Annotated in this window: 22 protein-coding genes; 11 read left to right on the top strand and 11 right to left on the bottom strand. The window is 67.3% G+C overall.

What is annotated here, in order from left to right:
• Window positions 1-2: 2 nt before the first annotated feature.
• Window positions 3-980: a ribose-phosphate diphosphokinase gene (locus tag L5G33_RS15740; protein ID WP_236999124.1), complete on the top strand. Its 978-nt coding sequence runs from the start codon at window positions 3-5 to the stop codon at window positions 978-980.
• Between the two features lie 20 nt (window positions 981-1,000).
• On the opposite strand, the gene L5G33_RS15735 is transcribed toward L5G33_RS15740, so the two are convergent.
• A complete protein-coding gene (locus L5G33_RS15735) occupies window positions 1,001-1,618 on the bottom strand; it encodes a hypothetical protein (RefSeq protein WP_236999123.1) in 618 nt (205 codons plus the stop codon).
• A 43-nt stretch (window positions 1,619-1,661) separates the two neighbouring features.
• On the opposite strand from L5G33_RS15735, the gene arsC reads away from it, so the two are divergent.
• A complete protein-coding gene (arsC, locus tag L5G33_RS15730) occupies window positions 1,662-2,003 on the top strand; it encodes an arsenate reductase (glutaredoxin) (RefSeq protein ID WP_236999122.1) in 342 nt (113 codons plus the stop codon).
• A 3-nt stretch (window positions 2,004-2,006) separates the two neighbouring features.
• On the opposite strand, the gene L5G33_RS15725 is transcribed toward arsC, so the two are convergent.
• Window positions 2,007-2,444: a limonene-1,2-epoxide hydrolase family protein gene (locus L5G33_RS15725; protein WP_236999121.1), complete on the bottom strand. Its 438-nt coding sequence runs from the start codon at window positions 2,442-2,444 to the stop codon at window positions 2,007-2,009.
• Window positions 2,445-2,607: 163 nt separating this feature from the next.
• Between L5G33_RS15725 and L5G33_RS15720 the strand changes: the two genes are divergently transcribed.
• The 5 genes from L5G33_RS15720 (at window position 2,608) to L5G33_RS15700 (ending at window position 7,673) form a co-directional block, all read left to right on the top strand.
• Window positions 2,608-3,219, top strand: coding sequence for a 50S ribosomal protein L25/general stress protein Ctc (locus tag L5G33_RS15720; protein ID WP_236999120.1), 612 nt, complete (start codon window positions 2,608-2,610; stop codon window positions 3,217-3,219).
• A complete protein-coding gene (gene pth / locus L5G33_RS15715; protein WP_236999119.1) occupies window positions 3,220-3,786 on the top strand; it encodes an aminoacyl-tRNA hydrolase in 567 nt (188 codons plus the stop codon).
• A gap of 109 nt (window positions 3,787-3,895) precedes the next feature.
• Entirely contained in the window at window positions 3,896-5,233 is a 1,338-nt protein-coding gene (locus L5G33_RS15710; RefSeq protein WP_236999118.1) for a GH1 family beta-glucosidase, read from the top strand.
• Complete coding sequence (locus tag L5G33_RS15705) at window positions 5,230-6,480, top strand: MFS transporter (RefSeq protein WP_236999117.1); 1,251 nt, start codon at window positions 5,230-5,232, stop codon at window positions 6,478-6,480. Before L5G33_RS15710 ends, L5G33_RS15705 begins: the two co-directional genes overlap by 4 nt.
• A gap of 122 nt (window positions 6,481-6,602) precedes the next feature.
• Window positions 6,603-7,673, top strand: coding sequence for a beta-ketoacyl-ACP synthase 3 (locus L5G33_RS15700; RefSeq protein WP_236999172.1), 1,071 nt, complete (start codon window positions 6,603-6,605; stop codon window positions 7,671-7,673).
• Window positions 7,674-7,710: 37 nt separating this feature from the next.
• Here L5G33_RS15700 and L5G33_RS15695 read toward each other — a convergent pair whose 3' ends face one another.
• The 3 genes from L5G33_RS15695 to L5G33_RS15685 form a co-directional block, all read right to left on the bottom strand.
• Window positions 7,711-8,472 carry an ABC transporter permease gene (locus tag L5G33_RS15695; protein ID WP_236999116.1) on the bottom strand — a complete coding sequence of 254 codons (762 nt, stop codon included), beginning with the start codon at window positions 8,470-8,472 and terminating at the stop codon, window positions 7,711-7,713.
• Complete coding sequence (locus L5G33_RS15690; RefSeq protein WP_236999115.1) at window positions 8,472-9,485, bottom strand: ATP-binding cassette domain-containing protein; 1,014 nt, start codon at window positions 9,483-9,485, stop codon at window positions 8,472-8,474. Before L5G33_RS15690 ends, L5G33_RS15695 begins: the two co-directional genes overlap by 1 nt.
• Window positions 9,486-9,590: 105 nt before the next feature.
• On the bottom strand, window positions 9,591-10,220 hold the full coding sequence (locus L5G33_RS15685; RefSeq protein WP_236999114.1) for a PadR family transcriptional regulator: 630 nt from the start codon (window positions 10,218-10,220) through the stop codon (window positions 9,591-9,593).
• A gap of 86 nt (window positions 10,221-10,306) precedes the next feature.
• Between L5G33_RS15685 and L5G33_RS15680 the strand changes: the two genes are divergently transcribed.
• The 3 genes from L5G33_RS15680 to L5G33_RS15670 all read left to right on the top strand — a co-directional run bounded on the left by L5G33_RS15680 (window position 10,307) and on the right by L5G33_RS15670 (window position 13,739).
• Complete coding sequence (locus tag L5G33_RS15680) at window positions 10,307-11,326, top strand: beta-ketoacyl-ACP synthase III (RefSeq protein ID WP_236999113.1); 1,020 nt, start codon at window positions 10,307-10,309, stop codon at window positions 11,324-11,326.
• Between the two features lie 144 nt (window positions 11,327-11,470).
• Window positions 11,471-13,078 (top strand): peptide chain release factor 3, encoded by a 1,608-nt coding sequence (locus L5G33_RS15675; protein WP_236999112.1) that lies wholly within the window; start codon window positions 11,471-11,473, stop codon window positions 13,076-13,078.
• A 1-nt stretch (window position 13,079) separates the two neighbouring features.
• Window positions 13,080-13,739, top strand: coding sequence for a hypothetical protein (locus L5G33_RS15670; RefSeq protein WP_236999111.1), 660 nt, complete (start codon window positions 13,080-13,082; stop codon window positions 13,737-13,739).
• A gap of 38 nt (window positions 13,740-13,777) precedes the next feature.
• Here L5G33_RS15670 and L5G33_RS15665 read toward each other — a convergent pair whose 3' ends face one another.
• The 6 genes from L5G33_RS15665 to L5G33_RS15640 all read right to left on the bottom strand — a co-directional run bounded on the left by L5G33_RS15665 (window position 13,778) and on the right by L5G33_RS15640 (window position 20,562).
• Window positions 13,778-14,779, bottom strand: coding sequence for an enoyl-CoA hydratase/isomerase family protein (locus tag L5G33_RS15665; RefSeq protein ID WP_236999110.1), 1,002 nt, complete (start codon window positions 14,777-14,779; stop codon window positions 13,778-13,780).
• Between the two features lie 15 nt (window positions 14,780-14,794).
• The gene (locus L5G33_RS15660) at window positions 14,795-16,627 is read right to left on the bottom strand and encodes an ABC-F family ATP-binding cassette domain-containing protein (protein ID WP_236999109.1); all 1,833 of its coding nucleotides are present in this window, start codon (window positions 16,625-16,627) and stop codon (window positions 14,795-14,797) included.
• Window positions 16,628-16,710: 83 nt separating this feature from the next.
• On the bottom strand, window positions 16,711-17,634 hold the full coding sequence (locus L5G33_RS15655; RefSeq protein WP_236999108.1) for a 4-(cytidine 5'-diphospho)-2-C-methyl-D-erythritol kinase: 924 nt from the start codon (window positions 17,632-17,634) through the stop codon (window positions 16,711-16,713).
• Window positions 17,631-18,506, bottom strand: coding sequence for a 16S rRNA (adenine(1518)-N(6)/adenine(1519)-N(6))-dimethyltransferase RsmA (gene rsmA, locus L5G33_RS15650; protein ID WP_236999107.1), 876 nt, complete (start codon window positions 18,504-18,506; stop codon window positions 17,631-17,633). The genes L5G33_RS15655 and rsmA overlap by 4 nt, the downstream gene beginning before the upstream one ends.
• Before the next feature lie 17 nt (window positions 18,507-18,523).
• Window positions 18,524-19,600, bottom strand: coding sequence for a resuscitation-promoting factor (locus tag L5G33_RS15645; protein ID WP_236999106.1), 1,077 nt, complete (start codon window positions 19,598-19,600; stop codon window positions 18,524-18,526).
• A gap of 92 nt (window positions 19,601-19,692) precedes the next feature.
• A complete protein-coding gene (locus L5G33_RS15640) occupies window positions 19,693-20,562 on the bottom strand; it encodes a TatD family hydrolase (RefSeq protein WP_236999105.1) in 870 nt (289 codons plus the stop codon).
• Window positions 20,563-20,667: 105 nt separating this feature from the next.
• On the opposite strand from L5G33_RS15640, the gene L5G33_RS15635 reads away from it, so the two are divergent.
• Window positions 20,668-21,372, top strand: coding sequence for an HAD family hydrolase (locus L5G33_RS15635; protein ID WP_236999104.1), 705 nt, complete (start codon window positions 20,668-20,670; stop codon window positions 21,370-21,372).
• Window positions 21,373-21,456: the final 84 nt, after the last annotated feature.

Raw genomic sequence — 21,456 nt, 5'->3', positions numbered from 1 at the left:
TGATGAGTTGGACTACCGACAATCAAAAGAACCTCATGCTGTTCGCGGGCCGCGCGCACCCCGAGTTGGCTCAAGCAGTCTCCGACTCCCTCGGCATCCCCGTCACCCCGCAGACGGCCCGCGACTTCGCGAACGGCGAGACCTTCGTGCGCTTCGAGGAATCGGTCCGTGGCAGCGACGCGTTCGTCCTGCAGAGCTGCCCGTACCCGATGAACCAGTGGATCATGGAAACGCTCATCATGATCGACGCGCTCAAGCGCGGGTCGGCCAAACGCATCACCGCGGTTCTGCCGTTCTATCCGTACGCGCGCCAGGACAAGAAGCACCGCGGCCGTGAGCCGATCTCGGCCCGGCTCATCGCCGACCTCTTCAAGACCGCGGGCGCAGACCGCATCATCACGGTCGATCTGCACACTGATCAGATCCAGGGCTTCTTCGACGGCCCCGTGGACCACATGCACGCCCAGGGACAGCTCGCCGAGTACGTACGCAACAAGTACGGCACCTCCAACATCTGCGTCGTGTCGCCGGACGCCGGCCGCGTCAAGGTCGGCGAGAAGTGGGCCGACGCCCTCGACGGCGCACCACTGGCGTTCGTCCACAAGACCCGCGACCCCGATGTGCCGAACCAGATCAAGTCGAACCGAGTGGTCGGCGACGTCGCGGGCAAGACCTGCGTGCTGATCGACGACATGATCGACACCGGCGGCACCATCGCAGGCGCCGTCGACGTCCTCAAGCAGGCGGGCGCGGGCGACGTCGTCATCGCGACCACGCACGGTGTGTTCTCGCATCCGGCCGCCGAGCGTCTCGCCAACTGCGGCGCCTGCGAAGTGGTCGCCACCGACACCCTGCCCATCCCGGACGACAAGCAGTTCGAGAACCTCACCGTCCTCTCGATCGCTCCCCTGCTCGCTCGGACCATCCGCGAGGTCTTCGAGAACGGTTCGGTCACCAGCCTGTTCAACGGGATCGCCTGACCCCGAACGTGTAGTCCCGATCAGCGGCGCGACTGCCGCGCCGCGATCGCGACTCCACCACCCACGACGACGACGCCGGCGAGCACCACAAGCGTCACGATCCACCACGATCGCGACCCGCTCCCGGCGTCGTTCGCTGTCTCCGCCCCCGACGCGTCCGGAAGGCCACTTGCCTGCGCCGTACCGGCCAACGGCTCCAGTCGCGGCCCGGCCGACGCAGGCATCGCGGTGGCACCCAGCCGGGAAATGTTGCTGCACAACGACGCCGCCCACTCCGTCTGTACCGCGGCCGGATCACCGCCGATGGGTGTGCCGCGTGCAAGAGCCAGAGTTCTGGGCTGCCCGATCTCCAGTTCGACGCCGCACGACGCACTGCTCGACGAGGTGGCGATCTCGATCCGCTCGTGCACGCGCGTCTTGTAGGAGGCGTCGACCTCGAACTCGTAGACGCGGTCGAGGCCCCGCTCAGACACGCCGACCGCCCGACCCTGCACGATCGCGCCCGCGTCGGCGGACACCTCGTCCGCCGTCAATGGCAGGCAACTGCACGCACACGCCGAGCCCGGCGACGTACTCGTCGCGCCGACCGCGACGACGACCATCAGCACCGCCAGGATCAGCCGAACCGCGGTTCTCATCTGAGCACCGTAACCCGCAGACAGCACACGGTACGGTTGAACGGTGGACGCAACGATCTATCACAACCCCCGCTGTTCGACGTCGCGCAAGACCCTCGCGAAACTCGAGGACGCCGGAGCCGACGTCACGGTCGTCAAATACCTGACCGACGGGTGGACTCGCGACCAGTTGTCGAAGCTGTTCGCCGACGCCGGACTCACCGCGGGCCAGGCCGTCCGCAAACGTGAAGCGGCCTACACCGACCTCGGACTCGCCGACGCATCCGACGAGAAGATCCTCGACGCGATGGTCGAACACCCGGTCCTCGTCGAGCGCCCGTTCGTCGTCACCGACAAGGGCACCCGGCTCGCCCGCCCCGTCGAGAACGTCGACGAGATCCTGTAGCGCCTACTTCCCGACGCCGTTGATCCTCCGGTTCAGGGACGGGACGACGACGCCGACGAGAGCGCGGACGATTCCCTTGGTGAAGTCGAAGAAGTCGAAGTAGTCGCGCCAGACTGTGATCCGTCCTTCGCGGACCTCGAAGCGTCCGCACACCCAGAACCGCATGTGGATCGGCCCGAGCTTCAATTCGTCGATGCGTTCGGTGAGGACGACGCCGTCGGCGTCGGCGCTGATCGCGAGGATCTCGACGTCGAAGCCGAATCCCGGCCGATTCAATCCGCCCATGATCGGAGCGAACTTCGCCTTCCCACGCACCGTGGGCAGCGAGACATTCGTGTAGACGATGTTCTCGTCGACATCGGCGAGCGCGGTGCGCAGATCACCGGACGCGAGGCCCGTCAGAAATTGTCGGACCAGGTCAACCGGATTCTGTGACGTCATGACCACATGGTAGGCTACCTGCCGTTGTCTCGGCGAGGGTGATTCGTTCACCGTTATCGGCGCGACTGCGGACTCCTCCACGCCCCTCAGGGCGAACGGTTTCTGCGTGTCGATGCCGCATCGTCGCGGCGCCACCGAACCGAAATCTATTGGAGGACATCACATGTCGGATTCCACTCCGTCGCTCACCGTCGCCGTTCGCACCGGTAAGGGCAAGGGCGCCGCGCGCCGCGCCCGCCGCGACGGCCAGGTCCCCGCGGTCATCTACGGCCACGGTGCCGACCCCCAGCACCTGCTGCTCCCGAAGCTCGAGCTGAACACCATCCTGCGCAACTACGGCCTCAACGCGGTCATCGACCTCGACATCGAGGGCACCAAGCAGCTCGCCCTGGCCCGTCAGGTGGACGTCCACCCGCTGCGCGACTACGTCGAGCACGTCGACTTCCTGCTCGTCCGCCGCGGCGAGAAGGTCATCGTCGACATCCCCGTCATCGTCGAAGGCATCCCGATGGGCGGCACGCTCACCGTGCAGGAAGCCGGTTCGGTCGAGGTCGAGGTCGATGCGCTGGCCATCCCGGAGAACATCGTCGTCGACGTCGAGAACGCCGCGGCAGGCACCATCATCACCGCAGGCGATCTGAACCTGCCGGCCGGTGCGGACCTGGTGACCAACGCCGAGTACGCGATCGTCGCCATCAACGAGGCCAAGTCGGCTTCCACTGCCGAGGAAGACGCGGAGGCCGAAGCCGAGGCCGACGAGGCCGCAGCCGAGTAAGTGAAACTCATCGTCGGACTGGGCAACCCCGGTCCAACCTACGAGAAGACCAGGCACAACATCGGCGCCATGGTCGCCGACAGCCTGGTCTTCTCGTACGGCGAGAAGTACTCGGTGCACAAGCGTTCCGGCGCCGAGACCGCGACCGTACGGATCGGCGACGAACCCGTGATGGTCGCGAAGGCCCGTGCCTACATGAACGTGACCGGACGCCAGATCGGTCCACTCGCCGCGTACTACTCCGTCGCACCCGCCGATCTGATCGTGTTGCACGACGAGCTCGACATCGATTTCGGCCAGGTCCGGCTCAAGCTGGGCGGTGGCGAGGGCGGCCACAACGGACTGCGCTCGATCACTTCGGCCGTCGGGACCCGCGACTATCTGCGCGTCCGGCTCGGTATCGGCCGTCCGCCCGGGCGACAGGATCCCGCCGACTACGTCCTGAAGGCGTTCCCGTCAGCGGCGAAAGCCGACGTGGAACTGCTGATCGCGAACGGCGTCGACGCCGCCGAGACACTGGTGAAGCAAGGACTCGAAGCCGCACAGAACGTCGTCCACGCCTGGTAGCGGTACAGCAGTTTCGCCGACTCTCCCCCGTCGGCGTCGCCGATCGGCGATGATGATCTCGACCACTAATTGATCGATCGATCCACATCGCTGTTCGTCAAGGAGCCGTATGCAGGCCGTTCCCGTTCTCCCACACCGCATCCGATGGTCCGCCGCGACGGCGGCATTCCAGGTCGAAGGCGCACGCGCGGAGGGCGGCCGCGGCCGCTCCGTGTGGGACGCCTGGGTCGACACCCCGGGCAAGGTAGTCGACGGCGCCACCGCGGAACCGGGGCCGGACAGTTACCACCGCTGGACCGACGACGTCGCGCTCGCCGCAGGCCTCGGTCTGGACCGCTACCGCTTCTCCATCTCGTGGACTCGCGTGCAACCCGACGGAAGCGGCGCCCCCTGCGCCGCCGGGCTCGACTACTACTCACGCCTGGTCGACGACCTCCTCGCTGCGGGCGTGACACCGTTCCCGACCCTCTACCACTGGGACCTGCCGATCCCGCTCCACGAGGCGGGCGGTTGGACGGTCCGCGACATCGTCGGCCGCTTCACCGACTACGCCGACACGGTCGCACAGCGGCTGGGCGACCGTGTCGAGAACTGGTACACGGTCAACGAGCCCGCGATGACCACGCTCGAAGGCTATGCGATCGGTTCGCTCGCGCCCGGCGAGTCCCTCCTGTTCGATGCTCTTCCGACAGCCCACCATCAACTGCTGGCGCACGGCCGCGCCGCACGCGTCCTCCGCGAGCACGGTGCCCAGGCTGTCGGCGTCGCCAACAACCACACCCGTGTGCTCGGGCTCCGCGACACCGCCGCCGACGCGGCCGCCGTCGCCGCCTACGACGCGATCCACAACCGCGTGTTCGCCGACCCGATCCTCACTGGCGCATACCCTGACCTGCCCGGGATCGACGTCTCGATGCCGATCGTCGACGGCGACATGGAGGTCATCTCGACGCCACCGGACTTCTATGCGATCAATTTCTACAATCCGACGACCGTCACCGCACCCGGCCCCGACAATCCGATCCCGTTCGAGATCGTCCCGACACCCGGCGCGCCGGTCACCGGTTTCGGCGACGAGTGGCCGATCGTGCCGAGCGCGCTGCGCGATCTCCTCGTCGGGTTCGTCGAGCGGTACCCGAACCTGCCGCCCGTCGTCATCAGCGAGAACGGTGCGTCGTTCCCCGAACCAGACACCTGCGACGGCCCGATCGACGACGCCGATCGCATCGCCTACCTCGACGGCCATCTCCGTGCGATCGGCGAAGCGATGTCGGCCGGAGTCCGGGTGGACGAGTACACGGTCTGGTCGCTGCTCGACAACTTCGAGTGGGCCGACGGCTACACCCAACGGTTCGGCCTCGCACATGTCGACTTCGCGTCCGCCCGCCGAACACCGAAGTCGTCGTACGACTGGTATCGCCGAGTGATCGCGCAGAATCGCGCGTGAGCGCCGCGGTCCCCGGCGGTCGCCGCTGGATGACGTTGTTCACGCTGGCGTGGCTCGTCATCTGGATGGTCCAACTAACGCCCCTGCAACTACTGCTTCCGTTGCAGTTGGACGACCAGGTGTCCGACGGCGGCGACGAGTGGATCCGTGGCGTCGTCGTCTCCGGACTGATCCTCGGGATCGGCGGACTCGCGGGCGTCGTCGCCGGTCCGTTAGCCGGCGCCGCATCCGATCGTACGGACGGCGCCCGGATGCCGTACGGACTCGGCGGTCGCCGCCGCATCTGGGCGGTCGGCGGCACGTGGCTGATCGCGGTCTCGTTGATCCTGACCGGTCTCGCACACCGGCCGTGGCTCGTCGGTGTCGCATGGGTCGGGGTGTGCATCGGCATCGGTATCGCATCGGCCGCATTCGCGGCCCTCATCGCCGACCAGTTGCCGCCGGACAAGCGCGGCGGCGCGTCTGCCGCCATCGGCTCGTCCCAGGCGCTCGGCGTCGTGCTCGGCATCGGCGCCGTCGTCCTCCTCGGGCTCGACGTGCTGCCCGGGTACCTGCTGCTCGCAGTACTGATGGCCGGGGTCGGCACGTGGGCTGCGTTCGGGCTACCCGACCCCGTCGTCCCCCGCGCACAGCTCGCGGTCGGCGTGCACCGGGACCGGTGGGCGTCGTTCCGCGACCGGGACTTCGTGTGGATGCTGACCGGACGACTCGTCACCAACGTCGGAAATGCGCTCGGCACGAGCCTGTTCCTGTTCTTCCTGATGTACGGGCTCGGCCAGCGAGAGTCCGATGCCGAGGACAACCTGCTGGTCCTCGTCGTCGTGTACACCGTCTTCGTCGTCGGCGCGTCGATCGTGTCCGGTCTGGTCGCCGATCGTCGCGGACACCGTCGGGCGTTGACGGTGGCTGCGGCCCTCGTCCAGTCGGTCGCGGGCATCGTCGTAGTCGCCAGTCCGACGTTCACCGCGACGATGGTCGCGGCGGCGATCATGGGTGTCGGCTACGGCGCATTCTCGACGGCAGGCCTGGCCTTCGCCACCGATCTCCTGCCGTACGCACAGGACCACGGCCGCGACCTCGGCATCGTCAACGTGGCCGCCGCACTCGGCCAACTCCTCGGCCCGGTACTCGGCGCTGGACTGGTCGCGTTGGTCGGTGGATTCTGGCTCGTCTTCGCCGGAGCCTGCGTACTGTCGATCCTCGGCGGACTGATCACTCTGCGCGCCCGGGACCCGAACCTGGTCTGATCGGTCTAATGCCGCAGACGTAGAATTCCCCGAGACTCCGGTCCGACGTGGTACCGGTTCGAGCATGAAGGAATGACCTCTTGGCGACACTGGTAACCCCGCCCTGGAAGCCCGACGTGGCGATGCTCGGCATCGGCGCGTACCGGCCTGCGCGGCTCGTGACGAACGACGAACTCTGTACCGTTCTCGACTCGTCCGACCAGTGGATCTTTGAACGCAGCGGCATTCACAACCGTCGCTGGATCAGCGGTGACGAGTCGATGCGCAGCATGTCGGCCGCCGCCGCCGACCGCGCGATCGAGAACTCGGGCATCGACCGCGACAAGGTCGACCTCGTCATCATGGCCACGAGCAGCTGGCCGTACAACGTCCCGCACGGCGCACCGCTCGTCGCGGCCGACATCGGTCTCAACGGCGTCGCCGCGTTCGACGTCTCCGCCGGGTGCGGCGGTTTCGGGTACGCCCTCGGGGTTGCAGCCGACGCGATCCGCGCGGGCGGCGCCACGTACGCCGTCGTCATCGGCGCCGAGACCATGTCCGTCGGCCTGGACGTCACCGACCGGTCGACCGGCTTCATCTTCGGCGACGGCGCAGGCGCGGTCGTCGTCGGTCCGAGCGACATCAACGGCATTTCGCCGATCGAGTCCGGCAGCGACGGCAACAGCGCCGAAGCCATCATTCAGAACTTCGACACCGTCTCGTACATGGCGCGCGCGGTGGAGTACCAGGGCAAGGATCCGGTGACCGATCCGGTCGGCCGAATGGTGATCAGCATGGAGGGCCCGCGCGTCTTCCGATGGGCCGCGATCACCCTGCCGAAGGCGCTGACGACGTTGTTGACGACGTCCGGCGCCGGGGTCGACGACATCGAGGTTTTCATCCCCCATCAGGCCAACGCACGCATCAACGACCTGATGAAGAAGAACCTCGGGTTCGCCGACGACATGCCGATGGCCAATGACATCGAGAACACCGGCAACACATCTGCCGCGTCGATCCCGCTCGCCATGGAGGAGATGCTGGCGACGGGTAAGGCCACGGGCGGCGAGACCGCCCTCATGCTGGGTTTCGGCGCCGGACTGAGCTACGCGGGCGCCGTCGTCACCATGCCTCCTGCGCCGAAGATCACGAGCTTCGACGGCCTCGCCGACGCGACGCCCGGCCCCCTCGCCACGCACCTTCGTCTCCCATAGGAGCCCGCACCGGGTCGAGCCCCAGGCAGGGGGAGCCCTATGCGTTCTCCTTCCGGAACACGGCGGTCCCCCACCACGTGCCGAGGGCGCTCAAGATCAGCGCGGCGAGAAGACCCCAGCCGACTTGGCTCGATATGACGTCGCCGAGGAACGAACTGCGGACACCGTCGGTGATCCACCGGAACGGGATGAAGTCGCTGATCCGCTGCAGCCAGTCGGGGCCGATCGTCATCGGCAGCAGGATGCCCGAGAGCAGCAGGATCGGCATCATCACCATGTTGATGACCGGTGCCATGACGTCCTCGCTCTTAGTGGTCAACGCCAACGCGTTCGACGCGGCAGCACAGGCTCCGCCGACGAGCAAGGTGATGACGAGGCCGACGAACACCCCGCCGAGCGACCCGCGCATGCCCATCGCGTACCCGAGGCCGACGAGGATGAGCGCCTGGACCAGCAGTTGCAACAGATCGCGCAGGATGCGTCCGAACAACAGTGCCGTGCGGCTGGCCGGAGTCACCCGTTCGGCCTCGATGACGCCCTCGCGCCATTCCCCGATGAGGCTGAAGCCCGCGAACATCGCGCCGAAGATGCCCAGCTGGACGAGCAGTCCGGGGACGAAGAAGGTGTAGGCGTTGTCTCCCGCGCCGGGGAACTGCGCGACCAGCGGTTTGAGCAACGGGCCGAACAGCAGCAGGTACATCACCGGCTGCATGATGCCGATCAGCACCCAGGCCGGGTTACGTAGATTCATCCGCAGCTGGCGACGGAACACAACGTACGACTCGGTGGCGAACGCCATCACACGGCCTCCTTCTCGGTGCCGGCGATCGCGTCGGTCGACGAGTCCTCGGCCGGGGTGTCGTCGCGCAGCGAACGACCGGTCAGGGTGAGGAAGACGTCGTCGAGCGTGGGTTTGACGATCTCGATGCCTTCCAGGATGGTGCCGTGCGAGTCCAGGTCGCGGAGAAGACCGGGCACCACCCGGCCCGACCCGCGGACGCGAGCGCTCACCGCGGTGCCGTCGATCTGGACGTCGGTGCCGATCGTTGCGAGCGACGTCGCAGCCCCGGCCACGTGCGCCGCGTCGCCGAACTCGAGCCGGACGAGGTCTCCGGACACCTGCGACTTCAGGTTCTCCGGGGTGTCGGCGGCGACGATGCGACCGTTGTCGATGATGAGAATGCGGTCCGACAGCGCATCGGCCTCGTCGAGATAGTGAGTCGTCAGGAACACGGTGGCTCCCCGGTCCGACCGCAGCTTGGCGATGTGCTCCCACAGATTGGCGCGCGCCTGCGGATCGAGTCCGGTGGTCGGCTCGTCGAGGAACACGAGGGTCGGATCGTGGATCAACCCCATGACGATGTCGAGCCGACGCTTCTGGCCGCCCGACATGTTCTTGGGCATGCGATCCCACAGCCCGTCGAGCTGGAGTTCGTTGAACAGCTCTTTGCCTCGGGCGACGGCGTCGCGTCGCGACATCCCGTACAGCTGTCCGTGGTCGCTGACCTCGTCGCCCGCCAATGCCTGCGAGAACGTCGATCCGGCCTGCGACACGTATCCGATGCTGCGTCGGACGTGAACCGGCTGGGTGAGGACGTCATAGCCGTTGACGGTCGCGGTCCCCTCCGTCGGTCGCAGAAGCGTGGTCAGCATCCGGAGCGTGGTGGTCTTACCCGCACCGTTCGGGCCGAGGAAGCCGACGACTTCCCCTTCGGCGATGTCGAGGTCGACGCCGTCGACCGCGCGGACCTTTTTGGTCTGTTTGCCTCTTCCTGTTGTGAACGTCTGGACAAGTCCCCTGGCGTGGATCATTCGCGAGTCACTTCCTCCGGATTAACCCCGTGCTCAAATTTGATCAACTCAATGATGTTCGCGTCGTTCGAACGTGTCAACAGGTTTAGCAGCAGCCTCCGACAATCATCGTGTGCGCAGCGCACGCAGATATCGGTCGCGCTCGACGAGCATCTCGGGGCCCGGGTCGTCCGAGGGCGGTGCCCACGCCTGGTCGAACGTCGACCGCATGTCGTCCCACCCGTCGAACACGGCGTCGATCCATTCGCGTTCGGTGCACGCCAGCCGGGTCCACAGATCAAGGGTGCGTTTGGCGTGCGGCGGGGAGTACTCGTCGGACCGACCCGCGACCAGTTCGTCCAGGGCGTCGATGAGCGCGGTGCGCCGGTTGGTCAGCGCTGCGCGCGCACGCTGCTCGCCGAGCGTCGGCAACAAGCTGAACGCGGCTAGGAACGCCCGACGGTCGAATACGTTGACCGACTCGATCGATTCGACGATCAACGTCTCCAGCCGCGTCCGACCGTCCGGCGTGATCTCGTAGACGACGACGTCACGCCCGTCGTCGTCGACAGCCGTCGCACGCAGCAATCCGTCCTCCGCCAGCCTGCGCAACCCGTGATAAATCGAGCCCGGCCGCGTGCTCGCCCACTCGTCCACCCGCCACGACAGGAGCTCGCGCCGGATCTGGTAGCCGTTCACCGGCTCGAACAGGCTCACCGCGCCGAGCAGTAACAGCCGCGTCGTACCTGCAGACATACCTTTACGGTAGCCGGTACTTCCCGGTAGCCCGGTTTACGTGAGACCGTGAGTAGTCACAGACGGGAACTCAAAGGAGATCGTCCATGGTCCAACTGCATGAAGCGACCGGTATCACCAAGATCGGGATGCTCGGGATCGGCGCGTACCGACCCGAACGTGTCGTCACCAATGATGAGATCTGCGAGAACGTCGACTCGTCCGACGAATGGATCTACACGCGCACCGGGATCAAGTCGCGTCGGTTCGCACGTCGCGACGAGACAGTCGTCGAGATGGGCGTCAACGCCGGCCGCACCGCGATCGCGAACGCACTGCTGTCCGGGGCCGACATCGACGCCGTCATCCTCGCCACGAACACACACCTGCTACAGACGCCCGCCGGCGCGGTGAAGATCGCGACCGAACTCGGCGCCAACGGTGTCCCGGCGTTCGACGTGACCGTCGGCTGCGCTGGATTCGGCTACGCGATGGCGTTGGCAGGCGACATGGTGCGCGGCGGCAGCGCGACCAACGTGCTCGTCATCGGCGCCGAGCAGTTGTCGGTGACGCTCGACATGACCGATCGCGGCAACTGCTTCATCTTCGGCGACGGCGCAGGCGCCGTCGTGGTCGGCCCGACCGACCAGCAAGGACTCGGCCCGGTGATCTGGGGCAGTGACGGCACCCAGTTCGACGCGATCCGTCAGGACATCGACTGGCTGAGCTACCTCGACGGCGACGACCACGCGCAACGGCCGTACATCCGCCTTCAGGGCACCGCCGTCTTCCGGTGGGCCGCGTTCGAGATGGGCAAAGCGGCTCAGCGCGCGCTCGACGTCGCGAAGGTCGACGCCTCCGAGATCGACGTGTTCGTCCCCCACCAGGCGAACACGCGCATCAACGAGTTGCTCGCCAAGAGCCTCAAGTTCCCGGCGTCGACCGTCGTCGCCAACGACATCGAGACCACCGGCAACACGTCTGCGGCATCGATCCCCCTCGCCATGGAGACCATGCTCTCGACCGGTCAGGCCAAGCCCGGCGACACCGCCCTGCTGCTCGGCTACGGCGCGGGTCTGAGCTACGCGGCTCAGGTCGTCACCATGCCGCCGATCCCGTTCGAGTAGCGAGAATCGAACTCGCCAGCTCCGCACTGCCCCGAATATCGCGTTGGGCGATCGGACGTTCAATCGTCCAACGCGATTTCCAGGGCAGTGAACGATCTGCCCCCTCTTTTGCCGCAACGACCTGCGGACCGATAGCGTAGACGAGTGAGTTCCGAGGTCATCGGGCGTGAAGTCAAGCGCCGTCGCACGTTCGCCATCATCTCCCACCCCGACGCCGGTAAGTCGACGATGACCGAGGCGTTGGCGTTGCACGCCCGCATGATCAGCGAGGCCGGCGCCGTGCACGGCAAGGGCGGTCGACGCTCGACGGTGTCGGACTGGATGGAGATGGAGAAGGCGCGCGGCATCTCCGTCAGTTCCACCGCCCTCCAGTTCAAATACTCGGCGTCGGGCGACGACGACGATTTTCCGCACGTCATCAACCTCGTCGACACGCCGGGCCACTCCGACTTCTCCGAGGACACCTACCGTGTGCTGACCGCGGTCGACGCCGCCGTCATGCTGATCGACGCCGCGAAGGGCCTCGAGCCGCAGACACTGAAACTGTTCCAAGTGTGCCGCCACCGCGGCATCCCGGTGATCACCGTCGTCAACAAGTGGGACCGCCCCGGCCAGACGCCGCTGGAACTGATCGACGAGATCAGCGATCGCATCGGCCTCATCCCGACCCCGCTGTACGTCCCGGTCGGCATCGCGGGCGACTACCGCGGCCTGCTCGACCGCCGCACCGGCGAGTACATCAAGTTCACGCGCACTGCAGGCGGCGCGAAGATCGCGCCCGAGGACATCCTCGACGCCGAGACCGCTCGTGCCACCGAGGGCGCCGCGTGGATCGCGGCAGCCGAGGAGAGCGAACTGCTCGGCGAACTCGGCCAGGATCACGACCAGGAGATGTTCCTGGCAGGCCAGACGTCGCCGATGATCTTCACGTCGGCGATGCTCAACTTCGGTGTCCGCCAACTATTGGAGGCGCTCGTCGAGTTCGCTCCCCCGCCGCGCGGGCGCGTCGCGATCGACGAGAGCACCCGCGAGGTCACCGACCCGTTCAGCGCCGTCGTCTTCAAGGTGCAGGCCGGCATGGACAGCTCGCACCGCGACCGTCTCGCCTACATGCGCATCGTCTCCGGCGAGTTCGAGCGCGGCATGGTGGTCAACCACGCGCAGACCGGGAAACCGTTCGCCACCAAGTACGCGCAAGCCGTCTTCGGCCGCGACCGAGCGACCGTCGACACCGCGTTCCCCGGCGACGTCGTCGGTCTCGTCAACGCGATGGCGCTCGCCCCCGGCGACACCCTCTACCTGGATCCGAAGGTCCAGTTTCCGCCGATCCCGTCGTTCGCGCCCGAACACTTCTCGTCACTGCGCGTGACGACGGCCGACAAGTACAAGCAGTTCCGCAAGGCCATCGACCAACTCGATGCCGAGGGCGTCGTCCAGGTGCTGCGCAACGATCTGCGCGGCGACGCGTCCCCGGTCCTCGCCGCCGTCGGCCCCATGCAGTTCGAGGTCGTGACCGCTCGGATGAAGGCCGAGTTCAACGTCGACACCATCATCGAACCGCTCGGCTACTCACTGGCCCGCCGTACCGACGAGGCGAGCGCACCCGAGCTCACCAAGCAGCGCGGCGTGGAAGTGTTCACCCGCAGCGACGGCGCGATCCTTGCCTTGTTCAGCGACAAATGGCGTCTCCAGTACATCGAGAAGGAACACTCCGACCTCGTCCTGGAACCGCTCGTCGCCGCGGCCGACTGACATGCGCGCGCGGCGGGCGGCGACCCCGGTCGTGTACGCCGCCGCCTGCGCCGTCGCGCTCGCGGCGTGCGGATCGTCCGACCCCGACGAACCGTCGCGCCCGCCGCAGCCGTCCGAGGCGCAGCGGCTTTCCCTCGACGACTGCGACGCCGCCACCCGGACCGGAACAGTCGACCGCAGGGTGCACGGCCTGCGGTACGCGCACGGCGTGATGCAGGTCAGGGTCGAACCGTCCCGCGGCGACGATCAGTGCATCGAGTTCCTGAAATGGGGCAACGCCGCCGTCGGAGTACCACCCGACACCCTGCTGTTCACTTTCTCGGGAGGCGGAGGTGAGGGCGGCCAGTTCGAGTTCCTGTCGTCCGCCCTCACCGGCGGCCGCATCCCCGGTTCCCCGCCCGCAGGCAAGCTGACTGACCCGATCAGCGCGAAGGTCGGAGTCTCCGTCGACGGCGCCTACTATGCGGCGTCGACCTGTTCGCTGACTCTCACGCAAGTGACCGAACAGCGTGCCACCGGACGCTTCGACTGCCCCGAGGCGATCGAACAGAGCGCGAACCCGTTCTCGCCGTCCGACGACGTCCCGTACGACGACGAACCCGCACCCACGTCGTCACCGCGTACCGCCGACCTCTCCGGACGATTCGACGTGGTGCGGTAGGGACCTCGACCAGTTCGACCAGCAGGAGGAGCGGACCTCTATTCGTTGACGAGGGCCGCGATGGACTCGGCGGACACCTCTTCGATGGTCGGGGGGACGAACGACGGGTCCCGGTCCTTGTCGACGAGGACCGCGCGGACGCCTTCGGCGAAGTCGGGGTGGGCGGTGATCTTCTCCGCGGTCGACAGTTCGCGCTCCAGGCATTCGGCGAGCGACGACGCCTCGCCGAGTTCGAGGAGTCGCGCGGTGACGAATAGGCTCGTCGGCGACGCCGACCCCAGGAGGGTCAACATCTCCTCGGCCCACTCGTCGCCAACCGCGCCGCGCAAGCCGCCGACCACACCGTCAACGCTGACGTCGCCGAAGTAGTCGGCGATCTTCCGGAGCGGCAACGTCGACTCGACCGGATCCCGGTGCTCGGCGAGAGCCTCCGCGAGTCCTGCGCCCGACCGGATGGTGTCCGCGACGACGCCTAGATCCTCGGACGGCACATAGTGCGTGGCGAGGCCAACTGCGACGGCGTCCGCGCCGCGCAGCCGCGCACCGGTCAGGCCGAGCCACATGCCCACGCCTGCGGGTAGCCGCGACAAGAAGTAGGTGGCGCCCACGTCCGGAAAGAAGCCGATGGCTGTCTCCGGCATGGCGATCATCGCCTTCTCTGTGACGATGCGGATCTCGCCGTGCACACTGATACCGAGGCCGCCGCCCATCGCGGCGCCGTCGATGAGCGCGACGTACGGCTTCGGGTATTCGGCGATCAACTGGTTGACGCGGTACTCGCTCGCGAAATACTTGGTGACGGCGGCGGCATCGCCCGCGAGCGCGCTGTCACGGATCGCGCGGATGTCGCCGCCCGCACAGAACGCGCGGTCACTCGCCGACGTGACGAGAACCGTCTCGACGGCATCGTCGTCCCCCCACCCGACGAGAGTCTCGTGCAGGTCGTCGATCATCGTCTGGTCGAGCGCGTTGAGCGCTTTCGGGCGGTCGAGGACGATCTCGCCGACGCCGTTGCTCACCGAGGTACGGATGTAAGACATGGCCACAACGCTACGTCAGCCGACGATCTCCGAGAGTTCCAGCCAGCGCTCTTCGAGTTCCTCGGTCTCGGCCTGCGCGGCCCGCAGCTTCTCGGTGAGTTCACCGAGCCCGGTGTAGTCGCCCTGATCGTGTGCGGCCATCTGATCATGCAGCGTGGCGACCTGCGCCGATAGCTTCGCCATCTTGCGTTCGACGGCGTTGAACTCCTTGCGTGCCGCCTGGTGCTCGGCCGCCGACATGGTGACGTCGGACGACGACTGATCAGCCGAGGTCGTCTTGTGCGCTTTCGCCGTGGACTTCGTCGACTTCTGCGCGTCCACTGCCCGCCGCTCGAGATACTGGTCGATTCCGCGCGGCAGGTTCGTCAGCTCGCCGTCGCCGAACAGCGCCCACGTCGAGTCACAGATCCGCTCCACCAGGTACCGGTCGTGGCTGATCACCACGAGCGTGCCCGCCCATGAGTCGAGGAGGTCCTCGACTTGCTGGAGGGTGTCGATGTCGAGGTCATTGGTCGGCTCGTCGAGCAACAGCACGTTCGGCTCGCCCATCAGGACGACGGTGAGCTGGAGTCGACGTCGCTCGCCGCCGGACAGGTCGCCGACGGGCGTGCGCTGTCGAGCAGGCGAGAACCCGAGACGCTCGGCGAGCTGACTCGCCGACAGCTCCTTGTCGCCCAACATGATGTGGCCTGCCACGTTCTCGACGACGTCGAGCACGCGCAGCGACTCGTCGAGATCGTCGAGTTCCTGCCGGAGCCAGCCGATGGAGACCGTCTTGCCTTCGATGCGTTTGCCCGGATCAACGGGGACGTCGCCCGCGAGGGCACGCAGCAGCGTCGTCTTGCCGGAGCCGTTGACACCGACCAGCCCGATCCGCTCCCCCGGCGCCAACCGCCACGTCGTGTCCGCCAGCAGCACGCGGCCTGGCTCACCGTCCGAGGACGGCGCCCGCAGCTGCGCATCCTCCAACTCGATCGCGACCCGTCCGAGGCGTCGTTTCGCGAACGCCGACAACGCGACGCTGTCACGCGGCGGCGGGACGTCCGAGATCAGCTTCTCGGCGGCCTCCACCCGATACTTGGGCTTCGAGGTGCGGGCGGGTGCGCCACGACGCAGCCAGGCGAGTTCCTTGCGCGCCAGGTTGCGGCGACGTTCCTCGGCCGCGTCGGCCTGGCGGACGCGTTCGGCACGGGCGAAGACCCAGTCGTTGTAGCCGCCCTCGTACTCGTCGACGCGGCCGGAGTGGACCTCCCAGGTGCGGGTCGCGACGGTGTCGAGGAACCAGCGGTCGTGCGTCACGACGATCAGCGCACTGCTCCGGTTCGTCAGGTGCTCGGCCAGCCAGTAGACCCCTTCGATGTCGAGGTGGTTGGTCGGCTCGTCGAGGATCAGCAGGTCGGCTTCGGTAACCAGGGCTGCCGCCAACGCGGTACGACGCCGCTGTCCGCCGGACAGTTCGCTCACCCTGCGGTCGAGCAGGCCGTCGACGCCGATGCCTTCGATGATCCCGCGGATTCGGGCGTCCGATGCCCACTCGTGTTCGGCCACTCCCACGCCGACGACGACGTCGGCGACGGTGCGGTCGGCGGGCATGTCGCCGCGCTGGGTGACCGTGGCGACGACGGCCCCACCGACGCGGGACACCCGTCCGTCGTCGGGTTCGGTGATCCCGGCGAGGATTTCCAGCAGCGTTGTTTTACCGCCGCCGTTGAGTCCGACGACGCCGATCCGTTCGCCCTCGTGGACGCCGACGCTCACCTCGTCGAGCAACGGTTTGATGCCGAAGCTCTTACTGATCTTCTCCGCAGTGATCAGCGAGGTGTTGGTGCCGTTGTTGACCGAGGCCATGTACTCCCGTTTCGTGTGTGTCGGATCCGTGTGCGCCAGAACCGTCCTGTGTGTCCTGTATCCCCTGTGTGTCCTGTATGAGATCAGTGCCCGTCGACCGGCACCAACCGCGCTCCGGCCACCGGACCCGATGCGGTCCGGACCGCTTTGGCCACGCCCGAGCCGGACAGTTCCGCGGCGACGCGGACCGCGGCGTCGAGGTCCGCGCACAGGAACGCGCAGGTGGGTCCAGAACCTGAGACGATGCCCGCCAAGGCTCCGGCCTCACGGCCGGCCCGCAGCGTCCTGCGCAGCAGCGGCTGTAGCGACAGTGCGGCCGGCTGCAGATCATTGTGGAGCAACGGGGCCACCGTGTGCACATCACCGGATGCGATGGCGACCATCAGATCGTCGGGCCGAGCCGTCAACGCGTCCGTCGGGCGGTCGCCGTCGGCTCGCAGCCGGTCGAGTTCTCGGTAAACGTCGGGCGTCGAGAGCCCGATCCCCGACACCGCGAGCACCCAGTGGAACTCGCCGCGGTGCAGTACCGGCAGCAACTGTTCCCCGCGCCCGGTGCCGAGCGCCGTCCCGCCGGTCAGCGAGAACGGAACGTCCGAGCCGAGCGTCGCCGCGATGTCGAGCAGTTCGGTGCGCGGTAGATCGACCCGCCACAGCCGAGCCGCGGCGACCAGGGCGCCGGCCGCATCGGCCGAACCGCCAGCCATGCCACCCGCTACGGGAATGTGCTTGTCGATGGCGATCGTGACGTTCGGCTCGCGGCCGATCCGCTCGCCCAGAGCGATCACGGCCTTCGCCGCGAGGTTCGAGGCGTCCGCCGGGACCGCTCGGCGGTTGTCGCCGGTCACGGTGACGCTCAAGGCGTCCGCCGGGCGCACAGTCACATCGTCGTACATGCCGAGCGCGCAGAACAGTGTCGCCAGTTCGTGGAATCCGTCGTCTCGGAGCGGTCCCACGCCCAGGTGCAGGTTGATCTTCGCGGGGACCCGTGCGGTTGCGCCGCCGATCATGACGGTTCGCAGCGCGCTGCTGACGCTGCGGATTCGGCGAGCCGGACGAAGTCGTCGACGGCGAGCCGTTCTCCGCGGATCTGCGGGTCGATGTCGGCGGCGCGGAGGAGTTCTTCGGCGCGCGCCGGGCTGCCGGCCCAGGTCGCCAACGCCGACCGCATGGTCTTGCGTCGTTGGGCGAACGCCGCGTCGATCGCTGCGAAGGTGAGACGGCGGTGCTCCGGGTCGAGTCCGAACCGGTCGGTCCGTTCGATCCGGACGAGGCCCGACTCGATCTTCGGCTCCGGCCAGAACACATGCTTGCCGATCGAACCCGCGCGCGAGACGTCGCCGTAATACCTGGCTTTGACGCTCGGCACCCCGTAAATGCGGCCGCCCGGGGTGGCCGCCAACCGGTCGGCAACCTCGGCCTGCACCATGACGAGCGCGGTCCGCAGAGTCGGGAACTTCGCCATCAGATTCAGCAGGACGGGAACGGCGACGTTGTACGGCAGGTTCGCCACCAGCGCTGTCGGCGCGACCGGCAGGTCTGCTGGTTCGACGGTGAGCGCGTCGGCGGTGACGACATCGAACGCGTCCACCTGGTCGGGCGCGTAGTCGCCGATGGTCTGAGGCAGACGTGCCGCCAGCTTCGGATCGATCTCCACGGCCACCACGCGGCCCGCTGCACCGAGTAGCGCGAGAGTCAGCGAACCCAGACCCGGCCCGACCTCGAGGACGACGTCGTCGGCGCCGACACCGGACGACGACACGATGCGGCGCACCGTGTTCGCGTCATGGACGAAGTTCTGTCCGAGAGTCTTCGTGGGTCGGACGTCCAGGTCCGCGGCCAATGCGCGGATCTCGGCCGGACCGAGGAGTCGGGGAGGCATAGCTCCCAGGATAGGCGTCAGCGCATCCCCAGCTGCGACGTGCACGACGGCCACGCTCCCCAGCCCTGTGCGGCCTGGGTCTTCTTGGCGATCGCGATCTGCTCTTCGCGGGTCGCCAGGTCGGCGCGCGGCGCGTACTCCTGCCCGCCCCAGCGGTCCCAGGTGTTCTGGTCGAACTGGATGCCTCCGTAGAAGCCGTTTCCGCTGTTGACCGCCCAGTTGCCGGTCGACTCGCACTGGGCGAGACGATCCCAAACGCCGTACGGGACGTGCGGTGCACCCGGTTTGGTTCCGACTCGAACAGTGCTGGGAGTCGGCTTCTCCAAGACCTGCTCGGAAAGCTTGACCTTCTTGGTGACCTTGCCGTTTCGCGTGGTGATCTTGTACGTCACCTTTGCTTTGCCGGGCTTGCCCTTCTTGACGACCTCGCGCTTGCCGGTGGTCAGTTCGGGGTCCTTCTGCTCGATCTCCGGGGACTTGACGTCCTCGTCGACCGTGACGTCCTCGGTACGGATACGGGTCACCTTGATGACCATGTCCTTGCTGACCGGGGTGCCCGCGGCAGGAACCACCTTGTCCGTGGGTGAGAGCGGATTACCCGACGCGTCCAACAGGTCGGCGACGGTCTTCGCGGCGATCGTCGGCCGCGAGACGTCGGTGCCGTCGCGTAGGACGACACGCTTGGGAAGGATCACGTCGAGGTCACCGCCTTCGACCGGAAGCGGGGAGTCGAGGCTGCCGTCGACGACGCTGGCGCTCAGGCCCTGTTCGGCGAGCACCTCGCGAACATCCGACGCGTTAGTCGTCACGGTCTCCGGCTTGCCGTCGATGAGCAGGGTGACCTGCTTGAGGCGATCGACCTGGATCGTCTGCCCGTCACTCAGCGAACTCGAGAGCGGTGCGCTGATCAGGTCACCGCTCGCCGGCTCAACGCCGTTGTCGCTCAGGACGTCTTCGACGGAGAACGCCATGGTCTGCACCGTGGTCTTCTCGCCGTCGACGGCGAGGGTCACCTCGCGGTGCATGACGGCGCCGGTGATGGCACCGGCCGCCACAGTGGAGGCGACTGCGGCCACCGCGAGGCGGGCACGCATGGAAGTAGACGCGTTGATACGTGTGAAAACAGACAAGGCTCATTCATCCTGACGGGTTCCGGGATCACGATACGGTAACGAACCGGGTGTGGTTACCGCAACGTAACCGCGTAAGCGCGTCTCGTGTTCGCCGTCAGGACGGCAGCCATCTCCTCGTCGTCGAGCCCCTTCACCGACGCCAGAGCACGCGCCGTGTACGGGAGGCAATACGACTGATTTGGCTGGCCACGGTAGGGATGCGGGGTCAGGAAGGGGGCGTCGGTCTCCACCAACATCCGCTCTGCCGGGGTGATGTCGGCTGCGGCACGCAATTCGTCGGAGTTGTTGAATGTCACAGTCCCGGAAAAGCTCAAGTAGTAGTTGCGATCGACGCATTCGGCGGCGATGCGGCGGTCTCCGGAGAAGCAATGCATGACGACGGTGTCCGGGCTGCCCTCCGCGGCCAGCACGTCCAACAGGTCCCGGTCGGCGTCGCGGTTGTGGATCATCAGCGCCTTGCCGGTGCGTTTGGCGAGGTCGATGTGCCAGGCGAACGCATCCCGTTGCGTCGCCGGATCAGCACAGTCGTCCGACCGCGTCGTCCAGTAGTAGTCGAGCCCCGTCTCGCCGACCGCGACCACCCGCTCGTCGACGACCATCTCCTCGAGTTCGGCACGGGCCGCGTCGTCGAGGTCGGCCGCATGCGTCGGATGCAGGCCGACGGCGGCGAACGCCCGCGGATCCCAGTGCGCGGCCGCGACCGCCCACCGCGCGTCGACCATGTCGTCGGCAACGGTCACCACGTGCGAGACACCGACCGCTTCCGCGTGGTCGAGGATTGCGCGGACGTCCTCGGCGGTGCGACCGCCGCACGCCGCAAGATGCGTGTGCGCGTCGATCAGGCCGGGCAGCGGCGCCGGGTCGGGCGGGGGCGTCTTGCGGCGGTCCTTCTTGCTGGAACTCACACGCCCACTGTGCCGCATCGGTCCACGCACTCGTCCGCGACGTCCGGTTTCGAGCCGATTACATATCGATGAACCAGCCGCGCCCGCGCGCATCACGCACCGGAGAGCGGTAGCGTCGTAGCGGTGCTGGGCCTACCTGACGACATCACCGTCGCACTCTTCGACCTGGACGGCGTTCTGACGACGACCGCCGTCCTTCACAAGGCCGCGTGGAGGAACGCCTTCGACGCGTTCCTCGCCGAGCGCGGCGACCAGTCGGGGCCGTTCACCGACCGCGACTACCTCGACTTCGTCGACGGCCGACCGCGCCTGGACGGGGTCCGCAGTTTCCTCAGCTCGCGCGGTATCACCGTCGACGACGCGACCGCGGGCGCGATCGCCGAGGCCAAGAACGCCGAGTTCATGGCGGTCCTGGACCGCGACGGCGTCACCGCCTACCCGGGTTCGGTGCGCTATCTGACCGCGGCGCGCGCGGCCGGGCTGCGGATCGCGGTGGTCACGTCCTCGCGCAACGGCGAGAAGGTCCTCGCCGCGGCAGGACTGGCCGAGTTCGTCGAACACCGAGTGGACGGGAACACGATCGTCGCCGAGAAGCTGGCGGGCAAACCCGCCCCCGACTCGTATCTGCGCGGCGCGCAGCTGATGGAGGTGCACCCTGGCCGCGCGGCTGTCTTCGAAGACGCGATCTCCGGTGTCGCCGCCGGTGCGGCCGGTTCGTTCGGTTACGTGGTCGGCATCGACCGGGTGGGCGGCGACCAGGCCCAGTCGATGCGCGCCGCCGGTGCATCTATCGTCGTGACAGACCTCGACGACCTCCTGCAGAGCTGAAGGATTCTCGCCAGTGACGGACCCGATCACCGCCGATCTCGCGCACACCACGCACGGCGACACCTCGAGCCACCCCGACACGCT

The sequence above is a fragment of the Gordonia liuliyuniae genome, assembly GCF_021738805.1.
In the GTDB taxonomy this organism is placed as follows: Bacteria; Actinomycetota; Actinomycetes; order Mycobacteriales; family Mycobacteriaceae; genus Gordonia; species Gordonia liuliyuniae.
This window is presented reverse-complemented; position numbering and strand designations above follow the sequence as displayed.

Coding starts and splice junctions, on each gene's coding strand:
- L5G33_RS15740 (WP_236999124.1), top strand. CDS start 3: ATGAGTTGGACTACCGACAATCAAAAGAACCTCATGCTGTTCGCGGGC.
- L5G33_RS15735 (WP_236999123.1), bottom strand. CDS start 1,618: ATGAGAACCGCGGTTCGGCTGATCCTGGCGGTGCTGATGGTCGTCGTC.
- L5G33_RS15725 (WP_236999121.1), bottom strand. CDS start 2,444: ATGACGTCACAGAATCCGGTTGACCTGGTCCGACAATTTCTGACGGGC.
- L5G33_RS15720 (WP_236999120.1), top strand. CDS start 2,608: ATGTCGGATTCCACTCCGTCGCTCACCGTCGCCGTTCGCACCGGTAAG.
- L5G33_RS15710 (WP_236999118.1), top strand. CDS start 3,896: ATGCAGGCCGTTCCCGTTCTCCCACACCGCATCCGATGGTCCGCCGCG.
- L5G33_RS15700 (WP_236999172.1), top strand. CDS start 6,603: ATGCTCGGCATCGGCGCGTACCGGCCTGCGCGGCTCGTGACGAACGAC.
- L5G33_RS15695 (WP_236999116.1), bottom strand. CDS start 8,472: ATGGCGTTCGCCACCGAGTCGTACGTTGTGTTCCGTCGCCAGCTGCGG.
- L5G33_RS15690 (WP_236999115.1), bottom strand. CDS start 9,485: ATGATCCACGCCAGGGGACTTGTCCAGACGTTCACAACAGGAAGAGGC.
- L5G33_RS15685 (WP_236999114.1), bottom strand. CDS start 10,220: ATGTCTGCAGGTACGACGCGGCTGTTACTGCTCGGCGCGGTGAGCCTG.
- L5G33_RS15680 (WP_236999113.1), top strand. CDS start 10,307: ATGGTCCAACTGCATGAAGCGACCGGTATCACCAAGATCGGGATGCTC.
- L5G33_RS15670 (WP_236999111.1), top strand. CDS start 13,080: ATGCGCGCGCGGCGGGCGGCGACCCCGGTCGTGTACGCCGCCGCCTGC.
- L5G33_RS15665 (WP_236999110.1), bottom strand. CDS start 14,779: ATGTCTTACATCCGTACCTCGGTGAGCAACGGCGTCGGCGAGATCGTC.
- L5G33_RS15660 (WP_236999109.1), bottom strand. CDS start 16,627: ATGGCCTCGGTCAACAACGGCACCAACACCTCGCTGATCACTGCGGAG.
- L5G33_RS15655 (WP_236999108.1), bottom strand. CDS start 17,634: ATGATCGGCGGCGCAACCGCACGGGTCCCCGCGAAGATCAACCTGCAC.
- rsmA (WP_236999107.1), bottom strand. CDS start 18,506: ATGCCTCCCCGACTCCTCGGTCCGGCCGAGATCCGCGCATTGGCCGCG.
- L5G33_RS15645 (WP_236999106.1), bottom strand. CDS start 19,600: ATGCGTGCCCGCCTCGCGGTGGCCGCAGTCGCCTCCACTGTGGCGGCC.
- L5G33_RS15640 (WP_236999105.1), bottom strand. CDS start 20,562: ATGCGGCACAGTGGGCGTGTGAGTTCCAGCAAGAAGGACCGCCGCAAG.